The following is a 20,356-nucleotide window of genomic DNA, read 5'->3' as shown; positions in this document are numbered from 1 at the left end:
CTAGCGCTATCCACTCCGTTTCTGTTTATCTCGCTTTTGGGAAGAGGGAAACGGCTTTCTTTGTCACCCAGAAGCGCTCGGTCATATAGATGTTCAGTCCTTGGAGCTCGTACGTTTTATTGCCGATCGTCATCATGTTTTGGTTGGCTGGCAATTTGGCCGTTTTGTTTCCATTACCATAATGGTGCCGTTTTTGACAGGTGCCTTTTCTTGCTTTTTTCCTCGTCACGTGCCGCAACTGCAACCGATTCTACGGCCAGCGAGCCGACAAGCACAATGCTCACCATCTTTTGACTTAGCACAACACTCACGCTTCTCTCCCCCTAATATAAGATTTATCGTTATTATAGGAAGCTTTCATTAATCGTACATCAATAGATTGTAAATGTTTTGTTAAAGAGGAATTTGTTAGTGTATAATGAGGATGCAACTTCCGTGGCTCATGATCAGGATATCCTTTGTTTTTATGAACAAAATGCCCAAAATTCATTTTATGTTCAAAAACGTATCATTTAGAAAACTACTAATATAATTGGTTTATGTAAACGATATTACAAGAAACAGGGGGGAATGATGGGGCGAAAGCGGTTGTGTAGCATGGTTGATAGTGAAAGAATGATTATAAATGGTTTGTAAACTCTCCACCGATTATTAACCATTATCTAGTATTTGCTCGAAATCATGTTTTCACAAACTTCATTTTCAGGAAGGAAATTCGAAAATCGGAAAGCGATTAAATAGGATGGAAAAGCGGTTGAAAAGTGTGGAAAGCGGGCGAGGGGAACTAGTAATAACTATTTACTAAGAAAATCGGCTTAAGGAGAGAAACTAATGTCGTCGACCTCCAATCGTGCAAAAATCCCGGGGGATCGACGACACTCTCCCATCACCAGCGACCATGCCCATCAAAGGATTGAAAACACATAGTCCTTGAGCTAAAATAAAAATAACCTAGTAACCATTTTAAACCAAATACTTATGTAACAACGATTTTTTGGGGTTTTTATCTTAACTATGAGGGATTGAAACAATGTGAGGTATGCGGTCACTCAATGGAGCGAAATTATGTTTTTATCTTAACTATGAGGGATTGAAACTCAGTTGGCAGTCATATAATTTGCTTTCCTCTATGTGTTTTTATCTTAACTATGAGGGATTGAAACTCCTCTTCCGCAAACATCTTCACCATTTCACCAATCATGTTTTTATCTTAACTATGAGGGATTGAAACCCGTCTAATCCTGTGTCACTCACCTCAAGAACGAACTCGTTTTTATCTTAACTATACGGAATTAAAACAAAATAAGGAGGGGAGAATGTGGTTCCGGAGATCATCGTTGCGTTGTTTTGTACGCTATATATTGTGATTTTTTTAAACCTTTTGATTCGCTTTGTAGAAACCGAGCGAAAAAAAGGAAAGGTTCTCTTGCCTACGATGGAAGATACCGCTTCAAGAAATCGGTATCGCATCAGAACTTTAAGTTTTGCTCAAAAAAATATGAAGGGCCTATTTTTTATGTTAGGAATCGTTCTTCCTTTGGTCGTGATGATGCTCATCTTTCATACGGGAAATGTTTCCTCCGTTTTCCCATTTTTATATTGGGCATTGATGCCTTTTATTTATTTGAACTTATTTGATTCTTTTGAGATTTGTGAGAATGGAATTTGTGGAGATAAGCTGTACCGTTGGGATGTAATTAAACAAGTTTCATTTGAACCTATCGATATTTTTCATCGTTATTATGGTTTGTTAGAGACGAATGAAACCACTTATGCGATGTGGCTGTACGATAGGGAAGGGAAAAAATTGATGCATCGTGTTACGATCGTGAATGGCCAAGAAAGGCAAGACATCACCGAGTTATTGGAAGCTCGTTCTGTTGAAGTAACATGCTTGCAAAAATCATAATCATAAAGAGCTCTCTCTCGTCGCCTGTGCGCCCCTTTGCTCTCAAAAATTTGTAATATGCTATCATTTTGTTTTTAAGGAAATAGATGGAATAAGGGAATACAGACAATGCGTGTTAGCCCCCCTATTTGCTCAAAACAATGGTTTTTGTGAACTCGGTAAAGTCTGTTAAATGATGATCGAGTACTCGTGATGCTAGTTGAGTGTTAAAACTCAACTAGCACCACGGGTGAAATATAATGCTATAAAAGGAGGTCCTTGATGAGCGACTTATTTGACAAGGATCGTTCTATCATATCAATATGCGTTTCGCTTATTGCTGCATTTAAAGAACGTCATTTCCGCTTCCCAACAAGTGGCAGCGGAAGATGAATTAATGAAAGAAGTATATCGAGATTCAATCGTAAAAAATATGAAATTCTCGAAGATCAGCTTTGGAAGCTGCTGTCGAAAATTTTCAAGGCGTCCGGTTTGGAGTTACACAGCCCAAGAGCGTGCTATCGGCAAGCTTTCAAGGAAGGCTGGATTGAAATATCGATATATGGAACGATATATTAAGTTCGCGCAATGTAACGGCTCATGTATATAATGAAGAGGATGATGAACAGATCAAACAAAAAATTGTTGATGAGTACGTTCAGCAAATCGAAGCATTGTTGCAAAACATTAAAGAAGAAGTGATCGATCGTGACGCATGGAATTAACAAAAATGTTTTTGAGCGTCTGATCGCGTATGTTCAAAGCGAGAAAGAGATATTTTATTTGGCTCGCGCGCAAAAAATACGGCGCGGCATCATTCCGATATCGATCTGTGCATTGATTATACGGGAAAGCAAAAGTGGAAAGTGATCAGTGATATTGACGACATTGTTGGCATATATTCGTGCGACGTGCTGTCTTGTGATTCATTGAACCAAGAAATCGAGCGGCAAATCGAACGCGATGGAATGGTGATTTATGAAAAATGAAAGGTGTGTTAAGCAGACGGATTGCCACCGGCTGCCCATTCTCTTTTTACCGCCAATGGCATTGGTGTCGGCAAGCTGCTTCCAACCGTTCACATGCCTGACGCACTGTTGAGCGAGCACAAAACAAACTTTTGTCCGCGATCGGCTTTCATAAAGGAGAGTGGCGACAACGAGTGCTCACCGTATTTGGCGGATTCCGCTTTAAATCTCGATAGGTTTCACCATCTCCAGACCAATTCGCTAAAAGCGGGTTACAATTAATTTTACAGCCGGCGTACTTTCATAAAGGATGGCTGTTTTCTAAGAAATCTATAACATGTCTAATAGCTATGTGCTGATCACCTGCTAAGTATGATACCGAATTAAGTTCTTTCCAAATAATAATTGAACTGTAACCCTTTGTCCTCTCCTGATGACTGGACAGTATGTGACCCTGTGGTAAAATAAACCTATGTCGTTCTTTCATAACTGGATATAGGAGGTTGCATGGAGAAAATAAAATGCGAAAACCAAGCGGATCCTTCCATGCGTAAAATATCCAAGGTACAAAAGAACTCCGAATTGTCGGACATCTAGGGTTGGAACGACCCGAAGTCACGCTCAGGGAGACGAAAGGCGGCTTTCGTCGTGGAACTGAGAAGCTCCCACTTCAAGCTTTAGCTAAGTGGTGAGTAGTTCACTCTTATGGTAATATATCTTGCATAAAATCTCTGTAATTCAGGTTGCTTTATCTATACCCGCTTCCTCTTTCATTTCTCGTAATACAGCACTAGATCAATCACGGTCACAAGATTCAAATGTTCCTCCAAGTATTTGAATCCCTGCCTCAGGAATATTTTGATGTTCAAATACTAAAAGCTCCCAAGTATGATGAACGTTTCTGATGATATAAGCCAAAACCTTTTTTACATGGATATTGATGTATGATTCCCCTTTATTTAGACAATCTAGCTTTGCTTGGATCTTTTTTACGATAAAGCAGCCAATGCAAAAACCAAGAATGGCCGCAAAGGCTGCCAGAGCCACTAGGAGCGTAAATAGTAAATACGTAAGCGATCTTTGTCCATCCTGCTAAAAATGACACATAACCGATCGATAAGCAAATGACCGCAATGATTTGATTGAATGACTGCTGTGCATCATCCTCAGGAATGTATTCGCTTGGTTCCTTTCGTAAAAAGAACTTTGCTGCTCTCATCACGAGATGGAAATGAAAGAATAATCCTAAAAGGCTGGAGATCAATGGAAATAGCAGCGGCCATTCTTGATAGGTCATCCAAGTGAACAGAACCGAAAGAACGATAAACCATTGATTTACACGTACGAATGGACGAGGAACGGAGGAAGGGGCTTTTGGTCTCCTAATGCCAGTATTTCTTATATGTTTAATTATATTTATGATATTTTACAGTAGACGTCATGATTTGTGAAGAAAATTTGCAGAGGAGGAGTTTTAGATTGCTTATGGGCTGACGTAAGCGATGATACGGATAATCATTTTGTGTTCTATCCCCAGCATTCAGTATAGGAATAAAAACGAGTCTCAGCCAGCCGCTAACAAATTGTGCATAAAAATCCTAAAAAGCTTTCATCCCGCGTCACGATCCTCACCCGCTCCTCTGTACATCACATCTTCACTTGTCTGTCCAGCGTTTTCGGTCTTTCATGCTTCAGATGGTTGGGCATTAGCTTTACCTCCAACTTCGAAGCTCTTAAAAGGCTTTTTGGTTTTGCGTAGAACAAAAGACAGACGAAATATCATTAATTTTTAGAATATAATAAAAAATAAAATTTTATATAGTATTATTTTTTTTGTTTGTTTGATAAAAGCTTATTATACAAAGGATTTTAGATAAGATACGAATGAGAAGTATTGAAAAAATAATAATAAAATAATTCGGAAAAATTATTTTGTGCTGTTTAGTATGATATAATCCTTGCAACTATATAATTATACATTTGTACTTCTGAGGGGGACAGGAGAAATGGAAAAGGAAATGAAATTAAAGCGCAACATCGGTTTTTTTGTTTCTACGTCTTTAGTGATTGGAACTGTAATAGGTTCCGGAATCTTTATGAAGCCGGGGGTCGTCCTGTCTGCGACCGGTAATTCCAATATGGCGCTTTTGGCGTGGATTATCGGCGGCATTATTACATTGGCAAGCGGCCTAACCATTGCTGAAGTCAGTGTGAAGATTCCTAAAACTGGCGGATTATACGCTTATATTGAAGAAGTTTATGGGAAAACATGGGGGTTTTTGTGCGGCTGGGTGCAAACAATTGTCTATGGACCGGCTGTTATTGGTGCTCTTGCTCTATATTTCGGTACATTAATGGCTGACTTTTTTCATTTTCCAAAAGGAAGCAGCCTGATCATCGGAATTGTAACGACGATTTTACTTGCAGGTTTGAATTTATTGGGAACAAAGTTTGGCGGATTTATTCAAACGGCTTCCACAATCGGAAAGCTGATTCCGATTATCTTGATTGCCGTATTTGGAATGTTTAAAGGCGATGCCGCTGTTTTTAATGTAGAAAGTGGAAATATTCAAAATTTAAGTATGGGGGCTGCTATTTTAGCCACGCTCTGGGCCTACGATGGTTGGATGAATGTTGGATTTATGGCGGGAGAAATGAAAAACCCTGCAAAAGATCTTCCAAGAGCCATCATTTCTGGACTTTTAGTTGTTATTATTGCTTATTTATCGGTTAATATTGCTATGCTGCATGTGCTTCCTGCTGATCAGATTGTTGAGTTAGGACCAAATGCGGCATCAACAGCAGCAACATTATTGTTTGGCGAAATCGGCGGAAAAATTTTAGCGATCGGTATTTTAATCTCGATTTTTGGATGCTTAAATGGAAAAATTCTTACATTCCCGCGAATTCCTTACGCTATGGCAGTAAGAGGGCTTCTTCCAGGATCGAAATTCCTTTCCGGCATTCACCCTAAATTTAATACGCCGGTAGGGTCCACTGTTGCACAAGCTGTGATCGCGATCGTGATGATGATCTTTTGGAATCCTGACAGGCTGACGGATATGGCGATTTTCGCTGTCTTGCTATTTTATGGATTGTCTTTTAATGCGGTTTTCTTGCTTCGCAAAAAAGATAAAAATGAATCGCATTTATATAAAGTTCCGTTCTATCCGATTACGCCGCTTGTGGCGATTGGGGGTACGGCATACATTATTATCAGTACGTTGATGAATGCTCCTGCCGACACGCTTTTCTCGATTGGTATTACGTTAATTGGTTTGCCGATCTATTGGAAACTGAAAGCAAAAAATAAAAACACTTCAAATTTAAAAGCGAGCTAATGCCAACAAACGCGAACAGTGATTATGCTGTTCGCGTTTTTAATTAAATCGGATTTTTTAATGGGGATGTCCTGCCATTCAGATTTTGAAAGCCGATGCTTCGATCATTGTCACCGATTTGCCGAGATGACGCATCTGACTGATTCAGGAGGAGAAATATGGAGTCATCTTGCTCTGTATTGTAAAATATAACATATAAAGATAAAAATGAAAGGAGGGTTAAGTTGGTCTTTTACTCGAAAAAAGGACCCATTAGTTCCATCCTGACATGGCTATTAATCGTTGGAAGTATTGCGTTGCCAACAGCTGTCCACTTAGAGTTAGGTACTATAGCGGAGGATCTAGCTGTTACTGACAAAATTTTATTAACCGTCATTTGCAGTTTGTTTACGTTATTTTTGCTTTCAGGATGGTTTCACACCCTTTATATTGTAACGGACAAAGCGTTAAAAATTCGGGGAGGCCTTTTCAGCTGGACAATTCCTCTTGAAGAAATCGAAGCGATCACCGAGTCTAAAAATCCCCTGTCAGCACCGGCTTTATCCCTTGACCGCTTGCAAATCACATATGGAAAGTCTGGGAAGTCGAAGTTCATCTTAATTTCTCCTAAAGACAAATCGTTATTTTTAAAGTCAATAAAGAAAATAAGACCGGACGTCCTTATTGAGGGGTAATTTTCCCATCTGCCGAAATATGGTCGGGAGCGGTTCTTTTTTGCTCATCAAAAGCGCTAGACATCGCCAAAGGGAATGGATTACGCGTTTGCCAGACCATTTTCAACATAAGTCAGCTTCTTATCATTTTTTTGTAAAAAACATATTATATGGATCTTTATGGATTTAAACAAACAAAAAATTTTTTGTGTTAAATCTATTGACTTCTGAATATTCCGACAAGTATAATAGCAACTAAGGAAAGCGTTTACCTTTAAAAATGATCAAGTTTGATTTCTTGGACATTTTTATTTTTTTACGTCTATAAAGGAAAGCGCTTAACCACGCATGTGATATTGAAAGGGCAGGGGTGAATGGAAACGGATGGAGAAAGTAAAAGTAGGGATTGTCGGGCTTGGAAGGTTAGGTAGGCAGCATGCGGAAAATTTAGCCTTTCGCATTTCGGGCTGCGAGTTATTGGCTGTTTGCAGTGTAGCAGCAGAGGAAGTCGAGCAGGCTCAGAAGGATTGGGGCATCCAATACGGTTATACCCAATTTGACGAGATGTTACAGAATCAAGAGCTGGATGCTATTTTTATTTCGTCGCCTTCCAATTTCCATTGCGAACAAATCGTAAAAGCATTAAATGCAGGGTTCCATGTGTTTTGCGAAAAACCGCTTGGGCTATATTTAGAAGAAGCTTTGCGTGTTCAAGAGGCCGTGAATCAACAGAAGGATAAGATTTTTATGCTCGGTTTTATGAGAAGATATGACAAGTCTTACCAATATGCCAAAAAGAAAATCGAGGAAGGAAAAATAGGTGAGCCGATTTTCATCCGCTGCTATGGTCTTGATCCTGCGAAAGCAATGGATGAATTTATACAATTTGCCAAAAGCAATTACAGCGGAGGATTGTTCTTGGACATGGCGATCCATGATTTTGATTTGGCACGCTGGTATTTGGGAGTCGAGGCGAAACAAGTATGGGCGATCGGAGGAGCCTATGCTTATCCGGAATTTAGCGAAATGAATGATGCGGAAACAGGGGCGGCGTTAGTCAAGTTTGAGAATAACAAAATCGGAATTTTTGTTGCCGGACGAAATTGTGCACACGGATATCATATTGAAACAGAAATTATCGGGACGAAGGGGACATTAAGAATCGGCACCATTCCTGAAAAGAATAGGGTGACGGTCTTTGATGAAAAAGGGGCCATTAAAGAATGTTCAGATGGATTTTTAGAAAGGTTTGAACAAGCCTACTTAAGTGAAGCGGAAGAATTCATTGCGTGTATAAGAGAAAATAGACAGCCAGCCGTTACTGTCGAAGATGGGGTGATTTCAACGGCTATTGGCTATGCATGCAAAGAATCGTTTGAAACAGGAAAGCTTGTTACGGTTCAGTCACTTATTCAAACGCCGGCTTCACCGATATAAAAGCCAGTTTGAAAATGGAATCGCCCATCCATTATGAAAGCACGGCGACTTGTCTGTAGCTTGCAAATGGTAGAACAGAATACGAACTGCCCAACAGGCCAACGAGCCTGTTCGATCACCTATAGAATCCATAAAAAGGTAATGGCGGATGTTAAGGAGTCATCATCCTGCATGAATATCTGATTGATTAGGAGTTCAATCACATAGTGCCCCTTTATCTATAGAAACTTGATTCCAATATTATCTCCACCATCATAAATGGTGATAAGGTCTATATAGATCTAATTTTAAAAAGTTAAAGTGCGGTGTGCTTAATAACCAATTAGAAAGGGGTCCTTAGATGGCAGGGCATGCTGAAAATCTCTTGGAAATGAAAGGTATTAAAAAAAGCTTTAATCAAAACCATGTGCTTAAAGGAATTGATCTTGATATTAAAGCTGGTGAGGTTCATGTGTTGCTTGGTGAAAATGGAGCGGGGAAGTCGACCCTTATCAAAATTTTAACAGGCGCTTATCAAAAGGATGCCGGTGAAATCTATTGGGAAGGGAGGGCTGTTCATCTCCAAACGCCAGCTGATGCTATGAGATTAGGGATTGCCACCATTTATCAAGAATTAAATGTGATTCCCCAGCTCAAGGTTTATGAAAATATTTTCTTGGGCAGGGAATTAAAGCGAGGTGGCAAGATGTCGATGCTTGACCATAAAACCATGCGCGAAGAGGCAAAGAGATGTTTAGAAATGCTTGGTCAAAGCCCAGATCTTGCTGATATGCAGCTTGGGAAGCTCGGCATAGGACAGCAGCAACTCGTCGAAATAGCGAAAGCGCTTACTCTTGATGCGAAGTTGATTATTATGGATGAACCTACCTCCAGTCTGAGTGTACAGGAAGTCCATCAGCTCTATAAGTGTGTCGAGCAATTAAAAGAGAAGGGAATAGCCATTTTATTTATTTCTCATAAGCTTGAAGAGATTAAGAGATTAGGAGATCGGATTACGATTCTACGGGATGGGTTCAAAATTGAAACCTTGCCTGTTAAAACGACAGACACCGATGATTGGATTGAATTAATGGTTGGACGATCTTTGGATGAGAAGTTTCCAAAGCAAACCTTTACACTTGGCCGAGAAGGTTTTAGAGTAGAAAATTTAGAAGTTGCAGGCGCCTCAGAGCCGGTTAGCTTTCGTGTGAGATATGGGGAGATCGTTGGTATTTCCGGGCTGGTTGGCGCTGGGCGCACCGAGCTTGCTAGGGCTATATTTGGAGCCGATCCGCGCCGAAATGGAAAAATTTTTATTGATGGCAAGGAAGTAAAGATCAAGTCTCCGCGAGATGCCATTGATGCTGGAATTGCTTTCATCACCGAGGACCGAAAAGGCGAGGGGCTTTTGCTTGATCAAAAGCTAGATTTTAATATTACGATGGCCAATATGAAAAAATTTACGAAGAAATCACGGCTTATTAATTTAAATGAGATCCGGGAAGAAGCCAAGCGATTTATTCGAGAATTAAAGATTCGTCCTGATCATATCGAGCTTAAAGCTCGCAATTTGAGCGGTGGGAATCAGCAAAAAGTAGTGATCGCCAAGTGGTTATGCACAAAGGCAAAGGTGTTTATTTTTGACGAACCGACAAGAGGAATTGATGTCGGGGCGAAAGTAGAGGTTTATCGCTTGATGAATCAATTAGTTGAAAATGGCGCCATTGTCATTATGATCTCTTCAGAGCTTCCGGAAATTCTCGGGATGTGTGACAGAGTTCTTGTGATGAGAGAAGGAAGAATAACAGCGGATTTGCCAATTAAGGAAGCGACACAAGAACGAATTATGAAAGCGGCTACAGGAGGGTGAAAATCAATATGAGTCAAGTAGCAGTGCAAACGAAAAACGAGGCAGTGGAAAAGAACCGTGCATTTAAAAGGATTATCAGCAAGTTCGGGCCTCTGATCGGTCTTATTCTATTAACAGCAGTCCTGACGATTCTGTCTCCTAAGTTTTTAACGATCAATAATGTTATGAATATCGCTCGGCAATCTTCGATCAACGCCTTGCTGGCAATCGGGATGCTTTTGCCGATTCTAACGGCAGGAATCGATTTGTCTGTCGGTTCCTTGTTGGCGCTTTCGATTATGATGATGGGAATTGTGACGGTCGATATGGGAATGCATCCGCTTTTGGGAATTTTCGTATGTCTTGCAGTAGGCGCAGGATTCGGTTGGTTAAACGGGGTTTTATTAACGAAGTTGCGTTTGCCGCATCCATTTATCTCCACTCTCGGCACGATGAACATTGCTCGCGGCATCGCTTTAATCGTTACAGGTGCGGCTCCGATCGCCGGCTTTCCTTACATGATTCAATTTATGGGCCGTGAGTTTGTGGGGCTGATCCCGGTAAGTTTTTTGCTTGTCATTGTTGTGTATGTCCTCTTCCATATTTTCTTAACACGAACACAGACAGGGCGTTATATTTATGCGATTGGCGGCAATCCTGAAGCTGCGCGCTTATCGGGAATTAATGTCGACCGAGTGTTGATTATTGTTTATGCGATTAGCGGTTTCATGGCGGGCCTTGCCGGTCTTGTTATGGTAGGGCGCGTGAATTCAGCTTTTCCTCTTGCTGGACTTTCTTATGAGCTTGATGCGATTGCGGCAGTCATTATCGGTGGTGCCAGTTTTCTGGGGGGAGTTGGTACTGTATGGGGAACATTAATCGGAGCGCTGATTATCGCTGTTTTAAGAAATGGGCTGAATCTCTTGAATGTTTCCGCTGATTTCCAAATGACGGTGATTGGAGCGGTCATTATTGCCGCTGTATTTGTTGATGTGCTTCGCCAACGCAAAAGCAAAAAAGCTTAATTGTTTGCTAATTGGAATGTTGATAAAAGATCATGCTTTCACAAGATTATGAAGTAAAGGGAAATGGGGGAATTTTGGATGAAAAAGAAAATTCGGTTATTCAGCGTAGCCGCTGCGCTCATTGGTATGGTTCTTTTAGCTGGATGCAATAGTGGTCAAGAAGCAAATGGAGGTGAAAATACAGAGCGAGTCGCTGTTGTTTTGAAAACGTTATCAAGCCCTTACTGGAAGTACGTTGAGGCTGGAGCGAAAGCGGCTGGCAAAGAGCTTGGGATCGATGTGACCGTTGTTGGACCCAACTCAGAATCTGAAGTGATGCAGCAAGTGAATATGATTGAGGATCAGTTAAGCCAATCGCCTGGTGCCCTTGTCGTTTCGCCGACACAGCCTGATACAGTCGTCCCGGTGTTAGAGGGGGCCAATGTTCCCGTTCTTCTTATTGACACAGATGCCGATCTTAAAAATAAAACAAGCTTTATAGGTACGGAAAACTATGAGGCTGGATATGAAGGAGGAAAACTGCTTGCCTCCATGCTGCAAAAAGGGGACAAAGCCGCGATCGTTTCAGGTGCGCTCGGAAATACGGCGACAGATGAACGCGTGAAAGGAGCCAAAGCCGCTCTTAAAGAAGCAGGGATCGAGGTTGTTGCTGAACAGCCTGCCGATAGCGATAAAACAAAAGCGATGTCCGTTATGGAAAATATCCTCCAGAAAAATAATGATATCAAAGGTGTATTTGCGGCCAATGATGATATGGCGCTTGGCGTGTTGCGCGCTGTTGAGGCAAAAGGGTTAGATGTTAAAGTGATTGGTACTGACGGAACGCTAGAAGCGGTCGAATCGATTTTAGCCGGAAAGCTTGCCGGTACGATTGCGCAAAGTCCATATGACATGGGCTACGAAGGAGTGAAAAACGCATTAGCCGCCATCAAAGGCAAAAAAGTTGAAAAACGCATTAAAAGCCGCGTTGAGGTGATTACAAAAGAAAATGCACAAGAAAAGCTAGAATTTCTTAAAAAGATAGTAGAGTAGTCCATACGAATGATTTAACCGGCGGTATTCCTTCATGGTAAAATGAAGAAAAAGGACTGTCTAAGGAGTTTGAACTAAATGAAGCCGACGATTTATGATGTAGCGAAAAAAGCGGGTGTCTCGATAGCGACAGTATCGAAAGTCGTGAATAACACAGGAAATATTAGTGACCGAACGAGAAAAAAAGTCATGAAGGTCATGCAAGAGCTTGAATACCAGCCGAGCAGCTTAGCGGCGGCATTAACAGGCAAAAGGACATTTACTATTGGTGTCCTTGTCCCGGATATTGCCAACCCGTTCTTTGCCGAGGTGGCGAGAGCTTTAGAAAATTATGCTCGGGAAACGGGATATGCGATGATTTTATGCAGTACCGATTACCAAAGAAAACGAGAGCAAGATTATCTTGAACTGCTTATGAAAAAACAAGTAGACGGCATTATTATTGCGACAGAGCCAAAAGATTTGAGCGCTTTTCGAAAGCTTCAGTCCAGACATATCCCGTTTTTAATGTTTTCGATCGACCATCTTGCTTTATCTTCGCATGTTGTCACGACGGACGATATTAGAGGAGGATACCTTGCCGGGCGTTATCTGCTGGATAAAGGACATCGCCGTTTGGCGATCATTGCCGAATTAAGCCGTCCGAGCGGACGGTTGAGATTGGAAGGCTTTAAACAAGCTCTTTCCGATCAGGGAATTGAATTAGAAAGCCCATTCATTATTGATGCCATCTCTAAAGTGGAGGATGCCAAGCTGGCATCGCAAAAGCTGCTTCATTTACCAGAAAAGCCTACCGGTGTTTTTGCGACTACCGATTTAATCGCAGTGGTTTTTATGAACGAAGCTCGAAAGCTTTACGTGCAGGTTCCGGGAGACATTTCTGTTATTGGCTTTGATAATACGATACATGCCGAAATTGCTGATCCTGGTCTAACAACCATTGCACAGCCAATCGATGATCTGGCCCGCTATGCGGTCTATAAGCTGCTTGAGTCAATTGAAAAACCAGAAATGCCTGGACATCGGATTATGCTGGCCCCTGCTTTAGTAGAACGGCAATCGGTAAAAGACCTAAATGATCAAAATTCGTGACCTCTTTTGCTTCTCAAATCGTGAATGTTAGAAGAGCAAGGAGCAACAATGAATAGGAAAGCTGCTTTTTGGTTCAGACCCATTTTGCAAAGCAAACATGTGGAGTTCGTTTGGTGCCATAGACAAAATAAAAAAGCTTCCCACCCAAACGAACTCTCTTATCGATGCTTTCTACAATGGATTAGGGATGAAGAACCAGCTTGAAAGGAAGAAGGGATGGACTGTCCAAGCAAGGCGGTTTCTGATGTTTTTAAGGCGAGTGCCTGATGGTAGGCGCACAACCTTGCTTTCAGACTGCTTCATAGTTTCGCGCAGAAAGTAAAGCGCTTAACTAAAAAAGTGAAAAAATCTAGAAAGTGAATGTTAAAAAAATTTAAAATTAACTTGATATTATGCAAAAAATCGTATAATAATAGTAAGTAAAGCGCTTAACTTTATTTCGGGTTAGATGTCCGTATCTTTACTAAGAGAAAGGAAGATTCAGGCGATGGGATTGACGGTAGGAATCATTGGCGCAGGGAGAATCGGCAGATTGCACGCAGATCATTTGCGCTTCATTTCACAAGTTCGAGTCAAGAGTGTTTCAGATGTTGCAATTCATCATCTGAAATCGTGGGCGAAAGAGAGACAAATCGAGGTGCTAACAGCGGATTATCGCCAAATATTAATGGATCCAGACATTGATGCGGTGTTGATTTGCTCTCCAACGAATACACATGCCACGATGATTAAAGAAGCGGCTTTAGCAGGAAAGCATATTTTTTGTGAAAAACCGATCAGTTTTACATTAAGAGAAACAGAAGAGGCACTGGAAGCTGTTGAAAAAGCTCAAGTGAAGTTTCAAGTTGGATTTAACCGCCGATTTGATCCGAATTTTCGGAAAGTCAGGGATCTTGTGCAAAATGGAACGATTGGCGTTCCGCACATTTTACGTATTACATCAAGGGATCCTAAGCCGCCCAGCATGGACTACATCAAGTCGTCAGGTGGGCTTTTTATGGATATGATGATTCATGATTTTGATATGGCGCGCTACATTATGGAAAGTGAGGTGGTGGAGGTGTCTGCTTACGGGGCCGTGCTGGTTGATCCCGCCATCGAAGAAGCGGGAGATATTGATACAGCTGTCGTCACTTTAAAATTTGCCAACGGCGCTCTTGGTGTGATTGATAACAGCCGCCAAGCTGTCTATGGATACGATCAGCGACTTGAGATATTTGGAAGTAAAGGATCGGCATTGGCTGATAACCATCGCCCTACGACCGTTGAAGTCTCTACTTCTGAGCACGTGTCCAAGGATAAACCGCTGTATTTTTTCCTTGAGCGCTATACACAAGCCTATATGAATGAAGTATCAGAATTTGTAAGAGCTATTCTTACCAACCAGCCTGTTATTTGCAGCGGCTTTGATGGCTTACAAGCCCAACGGATTGCCGAAGCGGCAAAAAAATCGTTGGAAGCTGGTATCCCTGTGAAGCTGGAAGCGGTAAATTCCGCTGCCTCTGTCTAATCGTTTTTAGGGACTATGCGAAGAAAGGAGGAAAATAGTATGAATCTACTAACCTTTCATCAAGATCGTCCACTTGATCTCATCGCGGTCGGCCGGTTGTGCATTGACCTCAATGCGAATGAAATCAATCGCCCAATGGAAGAAACACGAACATTTACGAAATACGTTGGCGGTTCTCCTGCCAATATTGCGATTGGCTTTGCACGGCTAGGCCAAAAAACCGGATTTATCGGAAAAATCGCGAACGATCAAATGGGACGCTTCATTTTGGATTATTTGCAGAAAAACGGCATCGACACAAAAGGGATCGCAATCGACCGTACGGGGGCTGTAACGGGTTTAGCGTTTACCGAGATTAAGAGCCCGGAGGATTGCAGCATTCTAATGTATCGTGATAATGTCGCAGATTTGAAGCTTCACCCATTGGATATTGATGAAGATTATATTAAACAATCAAAGGCGCTACTCATTTCCGGTACCGCCCTTGCGCAAAGTCCATCACGTGAAGCCGTGTTTCTTGCATTGGAATATGCCGTAAAGCATGGTGTGACGGTTTTCTTTGACCTTGATTATCGTCCATATACTTGGACGGATGAGGCAGAAACGGCAGTTTATTATAATTTGGCTGCTGAAAAATGTGATGTCGTGATCGGCACTCGCGAAGAGTTTAATATAATGGAAAAATTGTTGAATGGAAAAGAGGCCCATGATCATGATACAGCTTCTCGCTGGTTTTCGTTCCGCGCTAAAATGGTCGTCATTAAACATGGAGGAGCAGGCTCGATTGCGTATACTAAAGACGGAAAATCTTACCGCAGCGGTATTTTTCGCACCAATGTATTGAAAACATTTGGCGCTGGCGATTCCTATGCCTCTGCCTTTATCTATGGCTTAATGAATGGAAGGGACGTTGCCGAAGCGATGAAGCTGGGGAGCGCGTCGGCTTCGATTGTGATTTCGCGTCACAGCTGCTCTGATGCGATGCCCACTCTTCAAGAGCTTCAGCATCATATTGAGACGGCTATTTATGAGCCTGCTCTATCATAGGATCTTTGTTTTGAATATTCGGGAATTTTAAGGGATGAAAGGAAGATGGTATCGCATGAAAATAACTGTAAAAAGCTTAAAAAACTACATCGGCGGGGAATGGGTCGAATCTGTTTCCAATCGAACAGAGGTTGTATACAACCCAGCAACAGGTGAAGAGCTGGCGATTGTTCCACTTTCCACAAAAGAAGAAGTAGACAAGGCCGTTCAAGCGGCACACGAGGCGTTTCAAACATGGTCTCAAGTTCCCGTTCCAAAGCGCGCTCGTCTTCTTTTTAAATATCAGCAGCTTCTCGTGGAGCATTGGGAAGAGCTAGCGCGGCTTGTGACCATAGAAAACGGCAAAAATTACGATGAAGCCTATGGGGAGGTGCTTCGCGGGATTGAATGCGTGGAGTTTGCGGCAGGAATCCCAACTTTAATGATGGGCAAGCAGCTTCCTGATATCGCAACAGGGCTTGAATCTGGCATGTACCGTTATCCGCTTGGAGTAGTTGCCGGTATTACGCCGTTTAATTTTCCAATGATGGTGCCGTGCTGGATGTTCCCGTTAGCGATTGCTTGCGGCAACACTTTTGTATTAAAACCATCGGAACGCACGCCGCTTTTAGCGCAACGTCTTGCCGAGCTGTTTGAAGAAGCCGGTTTTCCTAAAGGGGTATTAAACATTGTGAATGGTGCGCACGATGTCGTCAACGGATTGTTAGAGCACAAGCTGGTAAAGGCGATTTCGTTTGTCGGCTCTCAGCCGGTGGCTGAATATGTGTACAAAACAGCGGCAGCCAACTTGAAACGCGTGCAAGCTCTTTCCGGGGCGAAAAACCATTCGATCGTATTAGCCGATGCCAATTTGGAACATGCGGCCAAACAGATCATCAGCGCCGCTTTCGGTTCTGCTGGCGAACGCTGCATGGCGACTTCGGTTGTCGTGGTGGAAGAGTCTATTGCTGATAAATTCATAGCAAAATTGAAGGTGGAAGCCGATGCGATCCAAATCGGAAATGGTCTTGACAAAGGAGTGTTTTTAGGTCCGGTGATTCGCCAAAGCCATAAAGAGCGCACCATTGGCTATATCGAAAAAGGAATTGAAGAAGGAGCCACACTGGTGCGTGATGGCCGCAAAGACGCCGCTGTAAACAAAGAAGGTTACTTTATTGGTCCGACGATTTTTGAAAACGTTACGCAAGAGATGAAAATTTGGCAGGATGAAATTTTTGCCCCTGTTCTATCCGTTGTACGTGTAAAAAATTTAACAGAAGCGATTGAGTATGCGAATGCATCACCGTTCGCCAATGGCGCTTGCATTTTCACGGATAGCGCAGCCGCGGTCCGTCAGTTTCGTGAAACTATTGATGCAGGAATGCTTGGCGTTAATATCGGGATTCCTGCGCCAATGGCCTTCTTTCCGTTTTCAGGCTATAAGGACTCTTTCTATGGAGATTTACATGCAAACGGTACGGATGGTGTTGAGTTCTACACGAGAAAGAAAATGGTGACAGCTCGTTATATGAAATAACGAAACTATTAAAGGAAGAGATGGGATGGAAATTCGTCTGTGCCATCTCCTCTTTCTTTTCGTTGTTTGTGATCAGCGTGGGATGGATTTTATAGAAGCGAGAGGAGGATTAGAACAGTGGGAACCGTTCGTTTAACAACGGCACAAGCGCTTGTTAAATTTTTGAATAACCAATATATCGAATTTGATGGAAAGCAGCAACGATTTGTAAAAGGCATTTTTACGATTTTTGGCCACGGGAATGTGCTTGGGCTTGGCCAGGCTCTTGAAGAGAATCCTGGCGAATTGAAGGTATACCAGGGACGGAATGAACAAGGGATGGCCAACGCGGCGATCGCATTTGCCAAGCAAAAGCATCGGAAGCAAATGATGGCAGTCACTTCGTCTGTGGGACCCGGAGCGGCGAATATGGTTACTTCTGCTGCTACAGCAACAGCCAACCATATCCCAGTTCTGTTGCTTCCTGGCGATGTATTTGCCACCCGCCAACCGGATCCTGTTTTGCAGCAAATTGAACAAACGCATGATTTATCGATATCTACAAATGACGCGTTCCGCGCAGTAAGCAAGTGTTGGGATCGTGTCTGCCGCCCAGAGCAGCTGATGTCTGCGATGCTGAACGCCATGCGCGTATTAACCGATCCTGCAGACACGGGTGCTGTCACGATTGCGCTTCCTCAAGATGTTCAAGGAGAAGCATGGGATTTTCCTGAAAGCTTTTTCGCCAAGCGTGTGCATCGGGTGGAGCGCCGCCAGCCGTCGATGGAAAGCCTTCACGACGCGGTCAAGCTGATTCGTTCCAAGAAACGGCCTTTGCTCATATTAGGTGGCGGTGTTCGCTACTCAGAGGCCTCGGATGCTTTTGTAGCGTTTGCAGAAAAATTCCATATTCCATTTGCAGAAACACAAGCTGGAAAAAGCGGCGTGGAGAGTAGCCATCCGCTTAATCTTGGCGGCATAGGCGTGACAGGGAATTTAGCAGCCAACACCATTGCTAAGCAGGCGGATTTAATTATTGGAGTCGGTACCCGTTTTACGGACTTTACAACCGCTTCTAAACATTTATTTAGCCACGCAGATATCATCACGATCAATGTTTCCGAATTTCATGCCGCAAAATTAGATGCAGTGAAAGTCATTGCCGATGCCAAAGCTGGACTTGAGGCCATCAGCGCGGCACTAGGAAACTATGTTTCTGCCTATGAAAATGAAATCGTTGAAGCGAAACAAAAATGGGCGAATGAGTTAAACCGCCTTTATTCGGTTGCTTATCGCGAGAATTTTAAACCGGAAATTGCGGGGCATATCGATGAAAAACTGCCTGAATATAAAGAAGCATTTGGCTCCGCCTTAACGCAAACGAGCGTGATCGGAAGGATTAACGAACAGATTGATGATGATGCCATCATTGTAGGCGCTTCAGGCAGTTTGCCTGGTGACCTGCAGCGAATGTGGGTATCGAAAGCTCGCAACACGTATCATATGGAATACGGTTATTCTTGTATGGGTTATGAAATTGCAGGTGCATTTGGCGTTAAGCTCGCTGAACCGGATAAAGAAGTGTATGCAATGGTGGGCGATGGCAGCTTCCTCATGCTTCATTCCGAGCTTGTGACGAGTTTGCAAGAAGGAAAAAAAATAAACATTGTCTTATTTGATAATTCTGGGTTCGGTTGTATTAACAATCTCCAAATGGAAAATGGCATGGGCAGTTTTGCTACTGAATTTCGCAAACGCAATGCCGAAACAGGACAACTTGATGGCCCGATCATCACGATCGACTATGCAAAGGTCGCAGAAGGATACGGATTGAAAACTTACACCGTTCGCACAATGGAGGAGCTGGAAGAAGCGATAGCGGACGCGAAAAAGCAAACGGTCAGCACGCTCATCGATATTAAAGTGTTGCCGAAGACGATGACGCACGGATATGACTCTTGGTGGCATGTCGGTGTGCCCGAAGTATCGGGCAAAGAAGGCATCGAAGCGGCTTACCGAAAGAAAGAAGTCCATCTTCAATTAGCTCGTAAGTATTAAACAATATATGTTCAGATAGAACAATCGACATCGTGGTTATATCGTTTGAACGATTCGAGGAAAACAGGAGGAGAACATGTTTACCGAAAACAAAGTGAAGCTTGCTATTGCGCCGATCGGCTGGACGAATGACGATATGCCCGAGCTTGGCGGTGATATTCCATTCGAACAGTGCATTAGTGAGATGGCGCTTGCCGGTTTTATCGGTTGTGAGGTTGGCCATAAGTACCCGCGTGAGATAGAAGTATTAAAAAAAGCGCTGGATTTAAGGGGACTAAGGATCGCAAGCGCTTGGTTTAGCGCGTTTTTAACCTCTAAACCATTTCAGGAAACCGCAGAAGCGTTTAAAGCCCATCGTGATTTTTTATATGCGCTGGGCGCAAAGGTCATCGTTGTTTCAGAACAAGGGAACAGTATCCAAGGCCAAATGGAAGCGCCGCTATTTGAAAACAAACCGGTGTTTACAGAAGAAGAATGGAGTTGTTTAGTGGACGGTTTACATCGTCTTGGCGACTTGGCAGCGGAGAAAAATATGAAAATCGTCTATCACCATCACATGGGAACAGGTGTCCAAACAACGGAAGAGATAGACCGTCTAATGGGGGAAACAGATCCCAAAAAGGTTTCGCTTCTTTATGATACGGGGCATCTTGTGTTTTCTGGAGAAGATCCTTTACATGTTTTAAATAAGTATATCCATCGTATCCACCATGTTCACTTAAAGGATGTGCGAATGGAGATAGTCCATAAAGTTCGCGAAGGGAAAATGAGTTTTTTGCAGGCGGTCAAAGCGGGGGTGTTTACGGTACCGGGAGATGGCGCGATCGACTTTCAGCCGGTGTTTGCGGCACTAGCTGCCGCCGGATATGAAGGATGGCTGGTGGTGGAGGCGGAGCAGGATCCATCTGTCGCCAACCCGTTGGAGTATGCGTTAAAAGCCCGGCAGTACATTCGAGAAACATGCGGTTTATAAAAGGAGAGG

Annotated in this window: 16 protein-coding genes, 1 pseudogene and 1 CRISPR repeat array; of the genes and pseudogenes, 15 read left to right on the top strand and 2 right to left on the bottom strand. The window is 42.8% G+C overall.

Annotated features, from left to right (window positions below; genetic code table 11):
• Window positions 1-173 precede the first annotated feature (173 nt).
• Window positions 174-311, bottom strand: a complete 138-nt coding sequence (locus tag GRQ40_RS11175) for a hypothetical protein (RefSeq protein WP_159720007.1) — start codon at window positions 309-311, stop codon at window positions 174-176.
• A 688-nt stretch (window positions 312-999) separates the two neighbouring features.
• A CRISPR array of direct repeats spans window positions 1,000-1,299; the repeat unit is 30 nt; unit sequence GTTTTTATCTTAACTATGAGGGATTGAAAC.
• A gap of 19 nt (window positions 1,300-1,318) precedes the next feature.
• Between GRQ40_RS11175 and GRQ40_RS11170 the strand changes: the two genes are divergently transcribed.
• The 3 genes and pseudogenes from GRQ40_RS11170 to GRQ40_RS11160 all read left to right on the top strand — a co-directional run bounded on the left by GRQ40_RS11170 (window position 1,319) and on the right by GRQ40_RS11160 (window position 2,877).
• Entirely contained in the window at window positions 1,319-1,909 is a 591-nt protein-coding gene (locus GRQ40_RS11170) for a hypothetical protein (RefSeq protein WP_080862449.1), read from the top strand.
• Between the two features lie 533 nt (window positions 1,910-2,442).
• Entirely contained in the window at window positions 2,443-2,613 is a 171-nt protein-coding gene (locus GRQ40_RS18555; RefSeq protein WP_311975603.1) for a nucleotidyltransferase substrate binding protein, read from the top strand.
• Window positions 2,594-2,877, top strand: a pseudogene (locus GRQ40_RS11160) (nucleotidyltransferase domain-containing protein). The gene GRQ40_RS18555 and the pseudogene GRQ40_RS11160 overlap by 20 nt, the downstream one beginning before the upstream one ends.
• A 934-nt stretch (window positions 2,878-3,811) precedes the next feature.
• Here the strand turns inward: GRQ40_RS11160 and GRQ40_RS11155 are convergent.
• Complete coding sequence (locus tag GRQ40_RS11155) at window positions 3,812-4,165, bottom strand: DUF4395 family protein (RefSeq protein ID WP_311975602.1); 354 nt, start codon at window positions 4,163-4,165, stop codon at window positions 3,812-3,814.
• A 697-nt stretch (window positions 4,166-4,862) separates the two neighbouring features.
• On the opposite strand from GRQ40_RS11155, the gene GRQ40_RS11150 reads away from it, so the two are divergent.
• From GRQ40_RS11150 to iolE, 12 genes are all read left to right on the top strand, one after another.
• The gene (locus GRQ40_RS11150) at window positions 4,863-6,197 is read left to right on the top strand and encodes an APC family permease (protein WP_159720006.1); all 1,335 of its coding nucleotides are present in this window, start codon (window positions 4,863-4,865) and stop codon (window positions 6,195-6,197) included.
• A 224-nt stretch (window positions 6,198-6,421) separates the two neighbouring features.
• Window positions 6,422-6,871 carry a PH domain-containing protein gene (locus GRQ40_RS11145; protein ID WP_159720005.1) on the top strand — a complete coding sequence of 150 codons (450 nt, stop codon included), beginning with the start codon at window positions 6,422-6,424 and terminating at the stop codon, window positions 6,869-6,871.
• A 363-nt stretch (window positions 6,872-7,234) separates the two neighbouring features.
• Window positions 7,235-8,287: an inositol 2-dehydrogenase gene (gene iolG, locus GRQ40_RS11140; protein WP_159720004.1), complete on the top strand. Its 1,053-nt coding sequence runs from the start codon at window positions 7,235-7,237 to the stop codon at window positions 8,285-8,287.
• 340 nt (window positions 8,288-8,627) lie between these two features.
• The gene (locus GRQ40_RS11135) at window positions 8,628-10,136 is read left to right on the top strand and encodes a sugar ABC transporter ATP-binding protein (protein ID WP_159720003.1); all 1,509 of its coding nucleotides are present in this window, start codon (window positions 8,628-8,630) and stop codon (window positions 10,134-10,136) included.
• 8 nt (window positions 10,137-10,144) lie between these two features.
• On the top strand, window positions 10,145-11,140 hold the full coding sequence (locus tag GRQ40_RS11130) for an ABC transporter permease (RefSeq protein WP_159720002.1): 996 nt from the start codon (window positions 10,145-10,147) through the stop codon (window positions 11,138-11,140).
• Window positions 11,141-11,218: 78 nt separating this feature from the next.
• Window positions 11,219-12,172, top strand: coding sequence for a sugar ABC transporter substrate-binding protein (locus tag GRQ40_RS11125; RefSeq protein ID WP_159720001.1), 954 nt, complete (start codon window positions 11,219-11,221; stop codon window positions 12,170-12,172).
• A gap of 78 nt (window positions 12,173-12,250) precedes the next feature.
• Window positions 12,251-13,264 carry a LacI family DNA-binding transcriptional regulator gene (locus GRQ40_RS11120; RefSeq protein WP_159720000.1) on the top strand — a complete coding sequence of 338 codons (1,014 nt, stop codon included), beginning with the start codon at window positions 12,251-12,253 and terminating at the stop codon, window positions 13,262-13,264.
• A 487-nt stretch (window positions 13,265-13,751) separates the two neighbouring features.
• Window positions 13,752-14,774: an inositol 2-dehydrogenase gene (gene iolG / locus GRQ40_RS11115; protein WP_159719999.1), complete on the top strand. Its 1,023-nt coding sequence runs from the start codon at window positions 13,752-13,754 to the stop codon at window positions 14,772-14,774.
• Window positions 14,775-14,813: 39 nt separating this feature from the next.
• Window positions 14,814-15,821: a 5-dehydro-2-deoxygluconokinase gene (gene iolC, locus GRQ40_RS11110; protein ID WP_159719998.1), complete on the top strand. Its 1,008-nt coding sequence runs from the start codon at window positions 14,814-14,816 to the stop codon at window positions 15,819-15,821.
• Window positions 15,822-15,876: 55 nt separating this feature from the next.
• The gene (locus GRQ40_RS11105; protein WP_159719997.1) at window positions 15,877-17,337 is read left to right on the top strand and encodes a CoA-acylating methylmalonate-semialdehyde dehydrogenase; all 1,461 of its coding nucleotides are present in this window, start codon (window positions 15,877-15,879) and stop codon (window positions 17,335-17,337) included.
• 117 nt (window positions 17,338-17,454) lie between these two features.
• Window positions 17,455-19,374 (top strand): 3D-(3,5/4)-trihydroxycyclohexane-1,2-dione acylhydrolase (decyclizing), encoded by a 1,920-nt coding sequence (gene iolD, locus GRQ40_RS11100; RefSeq protein WP_159719996.1) that lies wholly within the window; start codon window positions 17,455-17,457, stop codon window positions 19,372-19,374.
• A 76-nt stretch (window positions 19,375-19,450) separates the two neighbouring features.
• Window positions 19,451-20,347, top strand: coding sequence for a myo-inosose-2 dehydratase (gene iolE / locus GRQ40_RS11095; protein WP_159719995.1), 897 nt, complete (start codon window positions 19,451-19,453; stop codon window positions 20,345-20,347).
• The last annotated feature ends 9 nt before the right edge of the window (window positions 20,348-20,356 follow it).

This window comes from Anoxybacillus sp. PDR2 (assembly GCF_009834045.1).
Taxonomy (GTDB): domain Bacteria; phylum Bacillota; class Bacilli; order Bacillales; family Anoxybacillaceae; genus Anoxybacteroides; species Anoxybacteroides rupiense.
Note: the sequence above shows the minus strand (reverse complement) of the source record. Positions and strands in the feature narration are given on the sequence as shown.

Bases quoted from the DNA above. Each gene is read 5' to 3' on its own strand.
- iolC (WP_159719998.1), top strand. From the start codon at position 14,814: ATGAATCTACTAACCTTTCATCAAGATCGTCCACTTGATCTCATCGCG.
- GRQ40_RS11135 (WP_159720003.1), top strand. From the start codon at position 8,628: ATGGCAGGGCATGCTGAAAATCTCTTGGAAATGAAAGGTATTAAAAAA.
- iolG (WP_159719999.1), top strand. From the start codon at position 13,752: ATGGGATTGACGGTAGGAATCATTGGCGCAGGGAGAATCGGCAGATTG.
- iolG (WP_159720004.1), top strand. From the start codon at position 7,235: ATGGAGAAAGTAAAAGTAGGGATTGTCGGGCTTGGAAGGTTAGGTAGG.
- GRQ40_RS11150 (WP_159720006.1), top strand. From the start codon at position 4,863: ATGGAAAAGGAAATGAAATTAAAGCGCAACATCGGTTTTTTTGTTTCT.
- GRQ40_RS11105 (WP_159719997.1), top strand. From the start codon at position 15,877: ATGAAAATAACTGTAAAAAGCTTAAAAAACTACATCGGCGGGGAATGG.
- GRQ40_RS11125 (WP_159720001.1), top strand. From the start codon at position 11,219: ATGAAAAAGAAAATTCGGTTATTCAGCGTAGCCGCTGCGCTCATTGGT.
- iolE (WP_159719995.1), top strand. From the start codon at position 19,451: ATGTTTACCGAAAACAAAGTGAAGCTTGCTATTGCGCCGATCGGCTGG.
- GRQ40_RS11130 (WP_159720002.1), top strand. From the start codon at position 10,145: ATGAGTCAAGTAGCAGTGCAAACGAAAAACGAGGCAGTGGAAAAGAAC.
- GRQ40_RS11120 (WP_159720000.1), top strand. From the start codon at position 12,251: ATGAAGCCGACGATTTATGATGTAGCGAAAAAAGCGGGTGTCTCGATA.